Genomic DNA, 15,986 nt, shown 5'->3' with positions numbered 1-15,986 from the left:
GGCCCGCCATCGAACGAGGGCTTGGAGCGCGACCCCGCTCAGCTCACGCGGCGACCACAGCCCGAACGTCCTTGTCCGACTTCACATCGGACTCAGATGCCGGGTGTAGCGCCAGCTCAAGAACCCGCCGTACGTCCGAAACGGGGTGTACGTCGAGCCGTTCGAGCACCTCGGCGGGGACGTCGTCGAGGTCGGGCTCGTTGCGCTTAGGAATGATCACAGTCGTGATTCCGGCCCGATGTGCGGCCAGCAGCTTCTGCTTGACGCCACCGATGGGCAGCACCCGACCGGTCAGCGACACCTCACCGGTCATCGCCACGTCCGGGCGCACCTGACGGCCCGACAGCAGCGACGCGAGCGCGGTCGTCATGGTGATGCCCGCGCTCGGGCCGTCCTTGGGGACCGCGCCGGCCGGTACGTGCAGATGGACGCCGCGTTCCTTCAGATCTGCGACCGGAAGCTCCAGCTCCGCTCCATGCGAACGTAGGAAGGACAGCGCGATCTGCGCAGATTCCTTCATGACATCACCGAGCTGCCCCGTCAACGTCAGGCCAGCACCGCCGGTTTCGGGGTCGGCCAGTGACGCCTCCACGTAGAGCACGTCGCCCCCGGCACCCGTCACCGCTAGCCCGGTGACCACGCCAGGGACGGCGGTACGCCGCTCGGCCGGGTCCTGGGCGGCCTCGGGAGTGTGGTGCGGACGCCCGATCAGGGGGCGCAGCTCATCGGGGCCGACGACGAACGGCAGCTCGCGGTCGCCCATTTCGTGCTCGGCGGCCACCTTGCGCAGCAGCCGCGCCACCGACCGTTCCAGGTTACGTACGCCGGCCTCGCGGGTGTACTCCCCCGCTAGCTTGCGCAGCGCCGTGTCCTCCAACACGACCTCACCCGGTTCGATGCCGGCACGCTCCAACTGGCGGGGGAGCAGGTGGTCGCGGGCGATGGTGACTTTCTCATCCTCCGTGTAGCCGTCAAGCCGCACGACGTCCATCCGGTCGAGCAGCGCCTCCGGGATGGCTTCTAGCACATTGGCGGTAGCCAGGAACACGACGTCGGACAGGTCCAGTTCAACCTCCAGGTAGTGGTCCCGGAAGGTGTGGTTCTGCGCGGGATCGAGCACTTCGAGGAGTGCGGCGGACGGGTCACCTCGGAAGTCCGAACCGACCTTGTCGATCTCGTCGAGCAAAACCACCGGGTTCATCGAACCGGCCTCCTTGACGGCCCGTACGATTCGGCCCGGCAAGGCGCCCACGTACGTACGACGGTGGCCACGGATCTCTGCCTCGTCCCGCACGCCACCGAGCGCGACCCGAACGAACTCGCGCCCCATGGCGCGGGCCACCGACTCACCGAGCGAGGTCTTGCCGACGCCGGGTGGACCGACGAGGGCGAGCACGGCGCCGCCTCGGCGACCGCCCACCACGCCGAGACCTCGGTCGGCGCGCCGCTTGCGTACGGCCAGATACTCGGTGATGCGCTCCTTGACGTCCTTGAGCCCGGCGTGGTCGGCGTCGAGAACCTGCTGCGCGCCCTTGATGTCGTACGCGTCCTCGGTCCGCTTGTTCCACGGCAGCTCCAAAACCGTGTCCAGCCAGGTCCTGATCCAGCCGCCTTCGGGGCTTTGATCCGAGGCCCGCTCCAGCTTGTCAACCTCCTTGAGCGCCGCATCGCGGACCTTTTCCGGCAGGTCAGCGGCCTCGACGCGGGCCCGGTAGTCACCGGACTCGTCCTCGCTGTCGCCGTTGAGCTCGGACAGTTCCTTGCGCACTGCCTCAAGCTGGCGGCGCAGCAGGAACTCGCGCTGCTGCTTGTCGACGCCGTTCTGTACGTCCTTGGCGATGGACTCGGCCACGTCCTGCTCGGCCAGGTGCTCGCGGAGCCAACCCATGGCGAGCCTCAGTCGGGCGACCGGGTCGAGGGTCTCCAAGAGTTCCAGGCGCTGGGCAACAGTGAGGAAGGGCAGGTAGCCAGAGTTGTCGGCGAGCTGGGAGACGTCGTCGATTTGCTGGACCCGGTCCACGACCTGCCAGGCACCGCGCTTGCGCAGCCAGCTCGTGGCCAGCGCCTTGTACTCCTTCATCAGCTCAGCCTGGGAGCCGGGCGAAATGGCGCTGGAGTCTGGGCCGGTCTCCTCTACCGGGGTGCCCTCGATCCACAGCGCGGCGCCCGGACCGGTCGTCCCGGCGCCGACCCGGACCCGATGCACGCCGCGGATGAGCGCGCCGGGGTCGCCGTCAGAGAGTCGGCCGACCTGTTCGACAGTGCCGAGCGTGCCCACTCCCGCGTACGTGCCCTCGATCCTCGGTACGAGCAGCACCTGCGGTTTTCCGCTGCTGCCGGCGGCGGTCCCGCTGGGCCCAGCAGCGGCCTGGGCCGCCTCTACGGCGGCTCGTACATCCGCGTCCGTCAGATCGAGCGGCACCACCATGCCGGGCAGCACGACCTCGTCATCGAGCGGCAGCACGGGCAGCGTGAGCGGTGTAGACAGCGAAGCCATGATCTCCCCTTCGGCAGGCAAGTTGAGTTATACCGACTCAATGCTGCTACGGCTCCCAATGTTCCCCAGACGCTGTTCGCTGTGAGCGATCAGCCGTTGGTTGTCCTACTCAGCCGAGAACTGTGACGTGAAGCTTCGGATCGCCTCGGGGCTCTTGCGACACCCGCCCGGCACGAGGCCGCTGCCTCCGACACCAGCAACCTGGCTGCCCTGCACTGGCTCGGCATCAACACGGTCTGGCGGCGCGTCGCCGAACAAGAAGCCTCTGGCGGCATGCGACGCGTCGTCGTCCCCGAACGGCTCGCCGCCGTCACCACAGCCGCACCGTCCACGGACTGGCCGGCGCTCTGCCCGAATCGCGCACACCGCCACTCGACTAGACGATGTTCCGCCACCAGCCTCAGACCAGCTGCCCACCGCAGGCCGCCGCCCGCGCTCGCGGAACCTGCGGCATCGCCTCGCACATCCGCCCCGCAGCGCACAGCAGCACAGTGACCTCATGAGCGAACGAGGGCTGGACCACGACGGAACGACTGCACGCGAAGGCACACTGGATCGAGTGCCAGCGGCATTCGCCCCCGTCGTCAACGCCGCCCGCGTTCACATCACCGAGACGTTCGGCAATGCGCGGCTGCACAGCGCCTACCCCACCGCATGCACAGCCGTGCACGGCGAGAAAACACCCCGTCCCCGAAAAGCCCCTTTCCAAGGCATTGGCCAGGTGAATCCGCACAAATTCCGACGCGGATCAAGGCCCCATCCACGCGAGTCGCCGGCCTCCGTCTCAAGGCGTCGCAGACATCACAAGCAAAGGACGCTGGCTGTTTTCCTGATTGTTGCCCTGGTTGTTTTCCTGTGGTGCCACGCACTGCGACCTACAAGGCCATCGCGAAGGCCACATTTCCGCGATCAACCCACTGTTCGTCCAGCACCGGCCCGACTACACCGGGCGGGACGTCTCCCACTAGGGGGAGTGAGTCGAGGGCCGGGCCCTCTGGGCGGCCCCCGAGCTCCAAGTCCTGCTCAACGAATGGTTATTGACCCGGTAACAGGCTTGGTCAACATGACGCTCGGCGAGTCCCGTTCCGCCCGAAGAAGGCGCGATTCTTATGAGGACCCACGCCCGTCCGCTGACCGCCGAGACCGGTTTGGACAACACCAACGACACGGCGGTCGCCCGTGTCCTGGACGCTCTGCTGACCTGTGCCGAACACGACCCGGGCAGCCTGTCGGACAAGGTGAGTTCGTCGAGCACATCGGGCCCGAGCTGGTCTGCCGCCACGGCTACTTACGGCGGTCGAACACGCCCTGACGGTCTGTGCATTGCGTTCGAGTGAGTGGGGGCGGGGCGCACGGTCGAAGGCCAACACCGCCAACACCGCCAACACCGCCAATACCCTCAATCGCGACGTCCGCTGATCGTCACCGAGCTGGTGATCCGCCGGCTCCGATAAGCCCTCAAGCAAGGGTGGTTGACAGGTCCTGGCATGGGCAGTGTCTGCGGTCGAAGCGGGTGGCTTCGTGGTCGCCTACTGCGATTTCAGTAGTTGGTCGTGTGATTTCAGTAGGTCGCAGTGTCCGTAGCGGCATGACGACGGGACGGGTCTTCCCGGACGAGCCTTGAGCGGTCATCGCTTATGAATGTGGAGACCCTGACGTGGCGACTTTTCTGTATCGGCTCGGGCGCGGCGCTTTTCGGCGACGTGGCTGGGTCATCGTGGTGTGGCTGGGGGTGCTGGCCGCAGTCGTGGTGGGCGCTGCGCAGGCGTCGGGGCCCTCGGACGAGGAATTCTCGATGCCGGGAATCGAATCGCAAAAGGCGTTCGATCTCATGGAGGAGCGTTTTCCCGGGGCGGCTGCGGACGGCGCCACCGCCCAGGTCGTCTTCGTCGCCCCGGACGGGCAGAAGGCGACCGCGGGCGACCTGCGGAAGGCTGTCGAGGACGCGGTGGGCTCGCTGGGCAGCGGCCCACAGGTGGCCAATGTCGCGGACCCGTTCGCGTCGGAGGCCGTCAGCAAGGACGGTTCGACGGCGTATGCGACCGTCACCTACAAGGTGGAGTCCTCCGAGGTCACCGACGCCAGCCGGGCGGCGGTGGACAAGACGGCGGACCAGGCGCGGGCGGCGGGCTTGACGGTGGAGACCGGTGGGTCGGCGATGGACAGCGGTGGCGGGCCCGGCGGAGTCGCGGAGATCGTCGGCCTCTCGGCGGCGGCGGTCGTGCTGCTGTTCACGTTCGGGTCCCTGGCGGCGGCGGGCCTGCCGCTGCTGACCGCGATCGTGGGCGTCGCCGTGAGCCTGTTCGGGATCTTGCTGCTTGCCGGCCCGCTGGGCCTGTCCGCGGACACGCTCACCCTCGGGATGATGCTGGGCCTGGCGGTGGGCATCGACTACGCCCTGTTCGTGGTGTCCCGCTATCGGGAGGAGCGCGGGCGCGGCCGGGCACCGCAGGATGCGGCCGGGGTGGCGGTGGGTACCGCCGGGTCGGCGGTCGTGTTCGCCGGAGTCACCGTGGTGATCGCGCTGGCGGGCCTGTCGGTGGTCGGGATTCCGACGCTGACAAAGATGGGCCTGGCCGCGGCAGGGGCCGTGGTGGTCGCCGTACTGGTCGCGCTGACGGTCGTCCCCGCGCTGCTCGGGTACTGGCCCAACGCGGTGCTGGCGCGCAGGGCACGCAAGGCCGACACGCGTTACGGCACCACCGGGCCGCGTAACCGCGCCACAGGCAGGAAGTTCCTGCCCACTCGAAAGCACTCGGCCCGCACGCTGGGCAGCGACCGGGCCGTCCTCCCCAGCGGTGGCGACCCGGGCGTGGGCGGGCGGGGCAACCTAGGCACGCGCTGGGCTCGTTTCGTGCTGCGTCGTCCGGTGGCGGTGCTGGTTCTCGGCGTGTTGGGTTTGGGCGCGCTGGCCGTGCCGATGGCGTCACTGCAACTGGGCATGCCGGGTGACGAGGCCAAGTCCACCGCCACCACCGAGCGGCGGGCTTACGACGCGCTCGCTGAGGGCTTCGGCCCCGGCTTCAACGGCCCGCTGACCATCGTCGTGGACACGAGGGGAACAGCCGACCCGCACGCCGCGGTACGCACCGTCAGCGACCGGATCGGAGGCACGGACGCCGTCGTGTCGGTCTCGCAGGCCAGCTTCAACCAGGCCGGCGACACGGCGGTTTTCCGGGCCACCCCGTCCACCAGCCCCACGGACAAGAGGACCAAGGCCCTGGTAGAAACGATCCGCCGCGATCGTCCGGCTGTGGAGGAGCAGGCTTCGGCGACGTTCGAGGTGACTGGCACGACCGCGCTGAACATCGACGTCGCGGCGAAGGTGCAGTCCGCGCTGGTGCCGTATCTGACGGTGGTGGGCGGCTTGGCGGTGGTGCTGCTGCTGGTGGTCTTTCGGTCAGTGCTGGTACCAATTAAGGCGGCCCTGGGTTTCGTCCTTTCGGTGCTGGCGGCGCTGGGTGTGCTGGTGCTGGTCTTCCAGCAGGGACATGCCGCGGATCTGTTCGGGGTGGAGCAGACCGGGCCGATCATGAGCCTGATGCCGATCTTCATGATGGGCATCGTCTTCGGGCTGGCCATGGACTACGAGGTCTTCCTGGTCTCCCGGATACGGGAGGCGTACACCCACGGGGAGGCTGCCGATCAGGCGCTCGTGTCCGGGTTCCGGCACAGTGCCCGAGTGGTGACGGCCGCTGCGCTGATCATGATCGCGGTCTTCTCCGGGTTCATCGGGGAACAGGGGTCGATGATCAAGATGCTGGGGTTCGGCCTGGCCGCCGCGGTGCTCTTCGACGCCTTCGTGGTCCGTATGGCGATCGTGCCCGCCGTCCTGGCTCTGCTCGGCGACCGGGCCTGGTGGCTGCCGGTGTGGCTGGGCCGCGCCCTGCCCCGCGTCGATGTGGAAGGCGAGGCACTCGGCCACGCGCGATCCGACAGGCCGGCTCCTGGTCCGGACGGGCCGGTCGAGGCGCACGTGTGACCAACTCCGCCCACAGGACCGTCCGAGCAAGGTGCCTCGGGCGGTCCGCGCGCCCGTACTTGTCACCATCGGCGACCATGGGCCTCGGCACATTCCCTTACGGAGAGCGCGATGACCAGCAGCCTCGAACGGTACGCGGAACGCCATGCCCGGGCCGCTGACGTGGTGACGGCGGTGGCATTGTGCGTCTGCACGCTCTTCGGGGCCCGAATCAGCACATCCGAGTCCTCGCCCCCGGACCCCTTGTGGCCTGCGTGGATTCTGGTCATCTCCGGCGCGGCAGTCCTGGGCTCCCGTAGCCGTCCGCGTGCCACCCTCGCGGTCACCGCCGCCGCGGCTGCCACGCTGACCACCCTGGGCTACCTGCCTAGTCCCTTGCTGCTGGCCCCCGTCATGACCGCCTTGTACTGGCTCGCCGCGCTCACCGATTCGCGCACCACCGGCATCTACAGCTCGGCGACCGTGGCCGTGCTGGTGGCCACCTCGCTGGCAGCCGCGCCGCTCGGCGATGACTTCATCCTCCGGACCGTGGGCACGGTCCTGTGGCTGCTGCTGCCGGTGTCCTTGGGCGGCAAGAGCCGCTTCCGGCGCGCCTACCTCGAATCCGTCAAGGCCCGCGCCGCGCACGCCGAACGCACCCGAGAAGAGGAAGCCCGGCTCCGCGTCGCCGAGGAACGCATGCGCATCGCCCGCGAACTCCACGACGCCGTCGCCCACCATATGGCCGTCGCCCATGTCCAAGCCGGCACCGCTGCCCACCTCGCCGCCACCCAACCCGAGCAGACCCGCAAAATCCTCGCCGACCTGGTCGGCACCACCACCTCCGCGCTCCTAGAACTACGCGCCACGGTGGGTGTGCTGCGCCAGACCGCCGATCCCGACGCCGACCCGCTGGAACCCACCCCGGGCCTGGATCGCCTGCCCGAACTGGTAGCAGCCTGCGAATCGGCCGGCCTGACCGTCACCGTCATCACCGAAGGGGAGGCCCAACCCCTGTCCCCGGGAGTGGACCTGACCGCCTACCGCATCATCCAAGAAGCCCTGACCAACGCCACGAAACACGCACCCGACCACGCGGCCCGAGTCCGGCTCGGCTACGACAGCTCACGCCTGCTCATCACCGTCACCAACGACGGCACAGCGCACGGCGGGACCGTCCCGCCGGTAGCCGGCGGCGGATACGGACTGATGGGCATGCATGAACGCGCCCAGTCCATCGGCGGTGACCTGAGCGCCGGTCCCCGACCTGACGGCGGCTTCGAAGTCGCCGCCGCCCTCCCCCTCCAGCCCCGCACCCCGGTGGACGCCCCGGCCGGACCACGACACGAGGAAACCCGTTGATGATCCGCGTCCTGCTCGCCGACGACCAGGCCCTGCTGCGCGGCACCTTCCGACTCCTGATCGACTCCTGCGACGACATGGAGGTCGTCGGCGAGGCCGCCGATGGCCACCAAGCGGTGGAACTCGCCCGCGCCCGCCAACCCGACGTCGTCCTCATGGACATCCGCATGCCCGGCGCCGACGGCCTCGCCGCCACCGCCGCCATGTGCGAGGACCCCGACCTCGCCAGCACCCGCGTCCTGATCCTGACCATGTTCGAGACCGAGGAATATGTCGCCCAGGCACTACGTGTGGGAGCCAGCGGCTTCCTCGGCAAATACGTCACCACGGACGCGCTGCTGAACGGAATTCGCACCGTCGCCGCAGGCGAAGCCCTCCTGTCACCAGGAGCCACCCAAGCCCTGATCACCCGCTTCCTCACCACCCCCGCCTCCGGACCGCCCCTGTCTCCGGCCGCACGCCTCGCCGACCTCACACCCCGCGAACAAGAAGTCACCGTCCTGGCAGCCCACGGCAAATCAAACGACCAGATCGCCCAAGAGCTCGTCTTGAGCGTCCTGACCGTCCGCACCCACATCCAACGGGCCATGACCAAACTCGGCGCCCGCGACCGCGCTCAACTCGTCGTTATTGCCTACCAAAACGGCCTCGTACGCCCCGAACCGCCGAGCCTGTGACGCCAGCGGGTGTGGCCCCCTCGCCACCAAAGCTCGCCCCCGAAGAAGGCGTCAAAGCATGGCGCGGCAACGGTTGCTACTGCACGGCGGACTACGCCTGCTTCGATGGCTGCCCGTTGTTCAGACGGTCCCTGCCCGCACACCCGGGTTTGCACCTGGCTGCGGGTGCGGGTGCGGGTTCGGGTTCGGGTGAAACGGTACGAGTCGGCGCCGGCCTCGATGATGTTGTCGCCGAAGGTGAGCCCAGTCCACGATCGCCGCAAACAGCCGGGGGTGGGTAGGCGTCTTCGGGCGACCTCGGATGATGGTCACGCCTGCGCCAGGTACATGAACTCCCAGGCGTGGCCATCGAGGTCCCGGAAGCTGCCGCCGTACATCGGGCCCTTCCACAGCCGGCTTCCACGGCTTCCACGGCTTACCGCCTGCCGCTACGGCCCGAGCGACCATGTCGTCCACCTGGTCCTTGGACTCCGCGGACAGATAGATGAGGACTCCCTCGGCCTCTTTGGTCCTAAAAAACAAGTAACTAGTTTTCTTTTAGGACTAGGGCGGGTAAGCTGTCGTCATGACCACGAAACGCAGCTACCACGACGCCTGCGGCACGGCGCACGCGCTCGATCTGATCGGCGAGCGCTGGGCCCTGCTGGTAGTGCGCGAACTCCTACTGGGGTCGAAGCGGTACAGCGACCTACGAAAGGATTTGCCCGGTATCAGCACCAATGTTCTTTCGCATCGGCTCGATGAGCTAGAAGAAGGCGGTGTCGTCCGGCGGCGCACACTGCCGCCGCCGGCCAGTTCGCGGGTCTACGAACTCACCGAGTGGGGCCTTGAGCTGGAGCCGGTCATCCAACAGCTCGGTCGTTGGGGCTCTCGCTCCCCCGCCCATCCACGCGACGCCCAGATCAGCCCGACGTCATTCGTTCTGTCCCTGAGAACGAACTTCGACCCCCAGGCAGCCACCGGTGTCCACGCCGCCTACGAACTGCGTCTTGGCGAGCACAGCTTTCACGCCACGGTCGCGGACGGCGTGTTCGAGGTCACCAGGGGCTCGGCTCCGGAGCCTGACGCGACGATAGAGGGGCCTCCGGGCGCGCTGGCTTCGGTCATGTACGGCGAGCGCGACCTGACGGATGCAGCCAACTCAAACGGCCTGGCTATAGAGGGTGATCTGACCGCGGTCGAGCGTTTCCTCGCCTTCTTTTCACTGCCTGAGCCGGTGGCCGAAGCGGTGCGGGAGCAGGGCTCATGACGCACCACGAGTTCAGGCACGGCAAACGCCCTACGGTCACGGCCAGCGATGAGCAGGCGTGGTCGAGGAGGCGCCGAGCACCGCAGACCCGCATTCCAGCCCGTTCCCCGATCCTGGGCCGCCCGGCGTGGGGCGCCTGTAACCATCCGGCATACAGGGACAAGAGGAACGCTTTACCGTGGGCCGCGCCCATCGCCCTGACCTCCGACAGACGGCGAACGGAGCGCCCGCCCGGCATCGGGCGGTGCCGGTCATTGGCTGCGCATGGGATACCGGTTCGCCTCGCGGTGAGGCGCCACGCGGCTGCGCAACGGCGACCAACAGGCCAGACCGATCAGCACGGCGAGAACATGACCCCAGTTGGTCAGCGGGTCGGCAAGCTCGATCACATCCAGGGTGAGCATGACGCCCACGCCCCCCAGGACGCTCCACCGGGCCCAGCGCGCGAGAAGCCCGGTCAACGCGGCCAAGCTCGCCAACAGCCCATAACTGATCCCGTAGTCGAGCCGGTCGAGCGAGCTGGCGGGCAGATAACCAGATGCCACAGAAGCCGCGACCGGCAGCTCGGTCAGCAACGTCGCGAGCACATGGCCAAGGGTGAACACCGCAGCCGTCCGCCAGCCGCCCACCCGCCGTTCCAACAGGCTGAGCACGAGCAGAAAGACGAGAATGGATGGTGATACCAGCCCACCTGCCACCCAGACGCCGCTTGTGACCAGCGCGAATACCGGCCGGCGAGCGAGGTTTGATGCGTCGGAGCTGGAGCCTTCCAAGGCGCCGTGCACCGCGCCGGGGTCGCCGAAGGTCACAAAGAGGCCGGTGAGGACGAGTACTGCCGCGTAGCAGAACGTAAACGGCGTATGCCTCGGTGTGGGAAGGGCGGCAACCAACCGTCCAAGCCAGACCGCGGGCCGCGGCGACCTGGAGCCCCGTTTTGCTGGCCTCGCCCGTTCAGCACCATCCCGTGAACGCGGTTCAGCACGGCCCCACGCAATCCGGTTGGCGCGCGACCGGAACCTAGGGGACTTGGCGAGCTGAGGCACGTTCGCTGCCGACGCCAGCACCGGGGTGACGGAGACGGCCGTCTGCCGCTGTGGCATGGGCAACACTTCGACCGGGTGACCCGGGGACGAGCACAACCTGCTTCGCCAAGCCCAAGCAGGCCGAACAACGGCATGTCGAACACCGCCGGGCCGCACGGCATCGGGCGACCTCTCTTCGGGCGAAGGGGAGTTAGCCGGCCGGCAGGCAGAACCAGGCAGGAAGCCCACGGATCGGCCTGGGTCGGGCGAGTCAGGGGCGAGGCGAGGCTCGGTATTCGGGGGGCTGGCCGCCTCGGCAAGAACAGCACCGGTTATCGCGTTATCGGCCGCTTCGGCTGCCGTTCCCGACCAGGTCACCGCCCTGGAGCCCCTTCCCGCAGGGAGCGCGGCCAGGCACCGCGCGCTGGCACCACCCTGCGCCATTCGCACGCCGCAAACCCCAGAAAGAGAGTGTGATGATCATCACTCTGAACAACCCAACTCCGCTGAATCTCGTCACCCACTCCGACTCCGTTCCAGCCCCTTTCTCGATGCTCCCCCAGCGGCCCGGCCCACTCGGCACCCGCCTCGGTGGGCCGCCTCTCGCCACCTGCCGCCAAAATGGCCCGGTTCCACCCACCTACCTCGCGCCAAAAATCATCCGGAGGTCAGCACCATGCCCGCCGCGCCGTACGAGTCCGCTCCGTACGACATCGCTGATCGGCCGGTAACCATCGACCGGCGCCAAGGCCACCAAGGGGAGGTTGTGCTGCGGCGGCGTGGACAGGAGCCGAAGGCGATCTACGAGATCATCGCCAATGGCTGCTTCCTGATGGACACCTCAGACGGGCGGTCCGAGCGGCTGCTCATCCGCGTCGCGCTCGCAGCCCTCGCCGACAGCCACGCCCACAAAGCCTTCATGAGCGAGGGCCCCGGACCGGACGGCCGCGCGCCCGCGCCCACACGCCGGTCCACGCTCATGCCCACGCGGGCGCCGGCGCTCCCGCCCACGCCCGCGCTCCCGCCGCCACCCACGCCCACACTTCCGCCAACGCCCCGGCCTGCAACCGTCGAACTAGCTCATGACGATGACGTAAACGGCGAGCCAGCAGCTGGAAGGTCCATACACGGTGGCCCCGGGTACGACGAGTTCGTGCACAACGAAGCCGCACCTCACGGGCCTGTGTCGCACAAGTTCGCGCGCGGTGAAGCCACGCCCAACAAGCCTGTATCCCTCGCACCCGAACCCTTCGCACCCGGGCCCGGCGAGGCTGATTCTGGGTCCAGCTACGGCGAGACCGAGACCGAGACCGGTGGGGCTGATTCTGGGTCCGGCCGGGCCGGGGCTGGCGAGGTCGGGGAGAGTAGGTCGGAGCTGGGTCGGTCTGCCCTCGACGGCCCCAGCCGTGGTCGTTCCGGGGTCGGCCCGGGCAATCGCGATGTACGCGGCGTACGCGACGTACATGGCATGGGCGCCCTGCACGGCACGCCGGGCGTCGGTGAGCGTCCCGTGGGGGAGGGTTCGGGTGGACGCGCCTTTGGCCCCGCCGTCCTGATCGGCGGTCTTGGGGTGGGGTTTTCCCTGCTGGAGGCGGTGGCGGACCACCGATGGGGGCGGATCGTGGTCGTCGAGCGGGAGCAGGCAGTGATCGAGTGGCATCTGCGCGGCCCGCTCGGCGCGTTATCCGCCCAGGCCCTCGCCGATCCGCGGACCGAGATTCTGCACACCGACCTGGTGGCTTACCTGCGCGGTGCACCAGCGGTCAGCGCCGCGTACGCCACTCCTGCCGCAGCGACGCCGCCGGTCGATCTCGGCCCGTCCGGCCATGCGCAGCGGTACGACGCTCTCTGTCTTGATATCGACAACGGGCCGGACTGGACCGTGACCGAGGACAACGGTGGTCTGTACTCTCCCGCGGGGCTCGCGGCCTGCCGGGAACGGCTGAACCCCGGCGGGGTGCTCGCCATCTGGTCCGCGCAGCCATCGTTCGAGTTTGAGGAGGCGTTGCGGAATGCCGGTTTCACGTCCGTACGGACGGAAGAGATCATCGTTGCCCGAGGCGTCCCAGACGTCGTCCACCTTGCGATTCGCGGTGCGTAGCCGAGCTACGCACACTGCGTTTACGCTGCATGCCAGCGAATGCGGCCAAGGTAGCCAGGGATGACCGACCCCGGTACACCGGGCAAGGGACAACGCAGGGGCGGGCATATGGAGCAAACACACAACGGCCTTGGCGGCGCCGCGGGGGCCGCCAATGGGGCCAATGGCGCGCAGCGCCGGGTGCTCGTCGTCGAGGACGATCCCACGATCGTCGATGCCATAGCGGCTCGGCTGCGGGCCGAGGGTTTCCAGGTACGTACGGCCGGAGACGGACCGGCGGCGGTGGATACGGCCGAGGCGTGGCAGCCTGACCTGCTGGTACTCGATGTGATGCTGCCAGGGTTCGACGGGCTAGAGGTATGCCGTCGAGTGCAGGCGCAGCGGCCGGTGCCGGTCCTCATGCTGACCGCGCGCGACGATGAGACCGACATGTTGGTGGGTCTTGGGGTCGGTGCGGACGACTACATGACCAAGCCGTTCTCGATGCGCGAGCTAGCCGCGCGGGTGCACGTGTTGCTGCGCCGGGTGGAGCGGGCAGCGCTGGCCGCGCATACGCCGCGCACCGGAATTTTGCGGCTCGGCGAGTTGGAAATCGACCATGCGCAGCGGCGGGTACGTGTGCGAGGCACCGATGTGCATCTCACGCCAACCGAGTTCGACCTGCTGGTCTGTCTGGCGAACACGCCGCGTGCCGTGCTCTCGCGGGAACAGTTGCTGGCCGAGGTATGGGACTGGGCCGACGCGTCCGGCACTCGCACTGTGGACAGCCACATCAAGGCGCTGCGGCGCAAGATCGGTGCGGAGCGCATTCGTACGGTGCATGGCGTGGGGTACGCCCTGGAGACGCCCGCCGCATGAGTGGTGGGCGCCATGCCACTCCCGTAAGCACGTCCACCGCCGCACGCCCGGTCAGCCACCTGGCCTCGGTCACCACCGCACGCCCGTCCGCCACCGCCGCCTGGCCAACCCCCGCACGCCCAGCCAACCCCCGCGGCCTCGACCTCCACCGCCGCACACCGCACGCCGGCCACCCGGGTGTCCGGTCCAGCACCGTGCACTCGGCACCGCACTCTTGGCACCGCACGTGGGCAATCCGCCCCCGCCGAGTGGGTGGCCCGCCCATGATGGGGTGGTGCGATGCGTTCGAGGTCGCTGGGGTGCCTGACGTTCTCCGCACGCCCGAAGGCTTTTGCGTACCCGACCAGTAGCACCGCTCCCCCGCGCCGCGCGGGCTGACCAGCGAACGGGACCAGGCACCACATGAACACCATCCGCCCGGCCACCCACCCGCACGCCACGACACCCACCGGCGGCGCGCCCACGCCCACCAGCGCCAGCCCCCGCGCCACCTCAGCCGCCGCCACCAGCACCCCCACGCTCGCCGGCACAGGCGCAGGCGCAGGCCCAGGCACAGGCACAGGCACCACGCCCAGCGCCATCACACTCAGCGTCACCCCAGCCATCCCCACCACCGCCTCCACCCCCGCCGCTGCCTCCACCCGCACCCCGATAGCCCAGGTGCCGGCCATCGCCCGCAGCACCGCGCGCACCGCACCGGCGGCGAGTTCCCCTGTTCTCCCTGCGCCACCGCCACCGCCAGCCAACGGACCGGGTACGCCTCCCTGGCCCGGCATCACACACGAGACGGACATCGGGCCCAAGCCGCAGGCGACCCGCGGGCCTGACACGGGGGCGCTGCATGCACCAGGTAATCCAGCGCGCGGCAGCAGCTCAGCGCGCAGCGGCAACCCGACAGGCAGCGGCAACCCAGCGCGCAGCGGCGGCCCGGCACGCGGCAGCGACCCGGCACGCGGCAGCAAACCCCTGCTCGGGGGCGGTCCGGGCCATGAGTCGCGGGTGGCGCTTGTGGCGGGTGTGGCATGAAGACGCCTGGCGTGCGGCGTACGAAGGAGCACGCGCCCCGGGTGGAGGGGCAGGAGTGCCGTGCGAAAGAGCAGCGGTCCACTGCCCGAGGCGCGTTTCGCTCCCGTGTGCAAAAGCGGGCCGCGGAGGCGCTGAGCTGGCTGTGGGAAGCATTGCGACCGCTCGATCCCTACCGTTCGGTGAAGGCCGCGCTGGGCGCGCTGGTGATCGTCTCGGTGATCATCACCACGCTCCTGGTGTTTGTGGCGGTTCGCTCCGAGACCGAACTCCGCATCATCACGATCTTCTCGATCATCACCTCACTTCTCGTCACCCAGTTCGTGGCGCACGGTCTGACCGCGCCGCTGGACGAGATGACGGAAGTCACCCAGGCAATGGCCCACGGAAACTACACGCGGCGGGTCCGGGCGGCGGGGCGGCGGGATGAGTTCGGCGCTTTGGCGGCATCGTTCAATCGCATGGCCGCTGACCTTGAGGCCGTGGACACGCATCGTAAGGAGCTGGTCGCCAACGTTTCGCATGAGTTGCGGACGCCGATCACGGCGTTGCGCGCGGTCCTTGAGAACGTGGTGGACGGGGTGTCGGATGCCGATCCGGAGACGATGCGTACGGCGTTGAAGCAAACCCAGCGGCTCGGCCGGCTGGTGGAGCAGTTGCTCGATCTGTCGCGGTTGGACAACGGCGTGGTGCCGTTGCACGCGCGCACTTTCGAGGTGTGGCCCTACCTGGCAGGCATCCTCAAAGAGGCCAACATGGCCAGTGAAGCCAGTACCGCCTCGTCGGGGTCGCACACGCGCGGGGACGTGCATCTGCATCTGGATGTCGCGCCCTCCGACCTCACCGCGACCGCCGACGCGGAGCGGCTGCATCAGGTGGTGGCCAACCTGATCGACAACGCGGTCAAACACAGCCCCCGGCACGGCCGGGTCACGGTGCGCGCGCGACATGGAGACGGTCCGCAGAGTCTGCTGCTTGAGGTGCTGGACGAAGGCCCCGGAATTCCGGAAGCGGAACGGCATCGGGTCTTCGAGCGCTTCAATCGCGGCGGCCCGGAGCACAAGCGTCCCAGCAGCGATGGCGGTACGGGGCTCGGGCTCGCCATCGCGCGCTGGGCGGTGGACTTGCATGGTGGTCGGATCGGGGTGGCCGAATCCCCTCGCGGCTGTCGGATACAGGTCACTCTTCCGGGCAACGTGCGAGAGACCCGTTGACGTATGGTCGGTGGCGGAAGCA

At 68.7% G+C, this 15,986-nt stretch carries 11 protein-coding genes and 1 pseudogene; 10 read left to right on the top strand and 2 right to left on the bottom strand.

Annotated elements, in window-relative coordinates:
- Nucleotides 1–43: 43 nt before the first annotated feature.
- Entirely contained in the window at nucleotides 44–2,497 is a 2,454-nt protein-coding gene (gene lon / locus FHS42_RS19175; RefSeq protein WP_184573457.1) for an endopeptidase La, read from the bottom strand.
- A gap of 1,109 nt (nucleotides 2,498–3,606) precedes the next feature.
- Between lon and FHS42_RS19170 the strand changes: the two genes are divergently transcribed.
- The 5 genes from FHS42_RS19170 to FHS42_RS19150 all read left to right on the top strand — a co-directional run bounded on the left by FHS42_RS19170 (nucleotide 3,607) and on the right by FHS42_RS19150 (nucleotide 9,746).
- Nucleotides 3,607–3,834 (top strand): hypothetical protein, encoded by a 228-nt coding sequence (locus FHS42_RS19170; RefSeq protein ID WP_184573456.1) that lies wholly within the window; start codon nucleotides 3,607–3,609, stop codon nucleotides 3,832–3,834.
- A 320-nt stretch (nucleotides 3,835–4,154) separates the two neighbouring features.
- Nucleotides 4,155–6,479 carry an MMPL family transporter gene (locus FHS42_RS19165; protein ID WP_184573455.1) on the top strand — a complete coding sequence of 775 codons (2,325 nt, stop codon included), beginning with the start codon at nucleotides 4,155–4,157 and terminating at the stop codon, nucleotides 6,477–6,479.
- 111 nt (nucleotides 6,480–6,590) lie between these two features.
- Nucleotides 6,591–7,820, top strand: coding sequence for a sensor histidine kinase (locus tag FHS42_RS19160; RefSeq protein ID WP_184573454.1), 1,230 nt, complete (start codon nucleotides 6,591–6,593; stop codon nucleotides 7,818–7,820).
- On the top strand, nucleotides 7,817–8,497 hold the full coding sequence (locus tag FHS42_RS19155) for a response regulator transcription factor (RefSeq protein ID WP_184573453.1): 681 nt from the start codon (nucleotides 7,817–7,819) through the stop codon (nucleotides 8,495–8,497). Before FHS42_RS19160 ends, FHS42_RS19155 begins: the two co-directional genes overlap by 4 nt.
- A 565-nt stretch (nucleotides 8,498–9,062) precedes the next feature.
- The gene (locus FHS42_RS19150; protein WP_184573452.1) at nucleotides 9,063–9,746 is read left to right on the top strand and encodes a winged helix-turn-helix transcriptional regulator; all 684 of its coding nucleotides are present in this window, start codon (nucleotides 9,063–9,065) and stop codon (nucleotides 9,744–9,746) included.
- A 251-nt stretch (nucleotides 9,747–9,997) separates the two neighbouring features.
- Here FHS42_RS19150 and FHS42_RS19145 read toward each other — a convergent pair whose 3' ends face one another.
- Complete coding sequence (locus FHS42_RS19145; protein WP_184573451.1) at nucleotides 9,998–10,636, bottom strand: rhomboid-like protein; 639 nt, start codon at nucleotides 10,634–10,636, stop codon at nucleotides 9,998–10,000.
- 808 nt (nucleotides 10,637–11,444) lie between these two features.
- Here FHS42_RS19145 and FHS42_RS39390 point away from each other — a divergent pair.
- The 5 genes and pseudogenes from FHS42_RS39390 to FHS42_RS19120 form a co-directional block, all read left to right on the top strand.
- Nucleotides 11,445–11,705: pseudogene (locus FHS42_RS39390) on the top strand (spermidine synthase); the annotation flags it as partial.
- Nucleotides 11,706–12,236: 531 nt separating this feature from the next.
- Nucleotides 12,237–12,869, top strand: a complete 633-nt coding sequence (locus tag FHS42_RS19135) for a polyamine aminopropyltransferase (protein WP_376772634.1) — start codon at nucleotides 12,237–12,239, stop codon at nucleotides 12,867–12,869.
- Nucleotides 12,870–12,977: 108 nt separating this feature from the next.
- On the top strand, nucleotides 12,978–13,727 hold the full coding sequence (locus FHS42_RS19130) for a response regulator transcription factor (protein WP_184573585.1): 750 nt from the start codon (nucleotides 12,978–12,980) through the stop codon (nucleotides 13,725–13,727).
- A 402-nt stretch (nucleotides 13,728–14,129) separates the two neighbouring features.
- Nucleotides 14,130–14,753 (top strand): hypothetical protein, encoded by a 624-nt coding sequence (locus tag FHS42_RS19125; RefSeq protein ID WP_184573450.1) that lies wholly within the window; start codon nucleotides 14,130–14,132, stop codon nucleotides 14,751–14,753.
- A complete protein-coding gene (locus FHS42_RS19120; RefSeq protein WP_184573449.1) occupies nucleotides 14,750–15,964 on the top strand; it encodes a sensor histidine kinase in 1,215 nt (404 codons plus the stop codon). The genes FHS42_RS19125 and FHS42_RS19120 overlap by 4 nt, the downstream gene beginning before the upstream one ends.
- The last annotated feature ends 22 nt before the right edge of the window (nucleotides 15,965–15,986 follow it).

It is taken from the genome of Streptomyces zagrosensis (assembly GCF_014203645.1).
Classification (GTDB): Bacteria; Actinomycetota; Actinomycetes; order Streptomycetales; family Streptomycetaceae; genus Streptomyces; species Streptomyces zagrosensis.
Note: the sequence above shows the minus strand (reverse complement) of the source record. Positions and strands in the feature narration are given on the sequence as shown.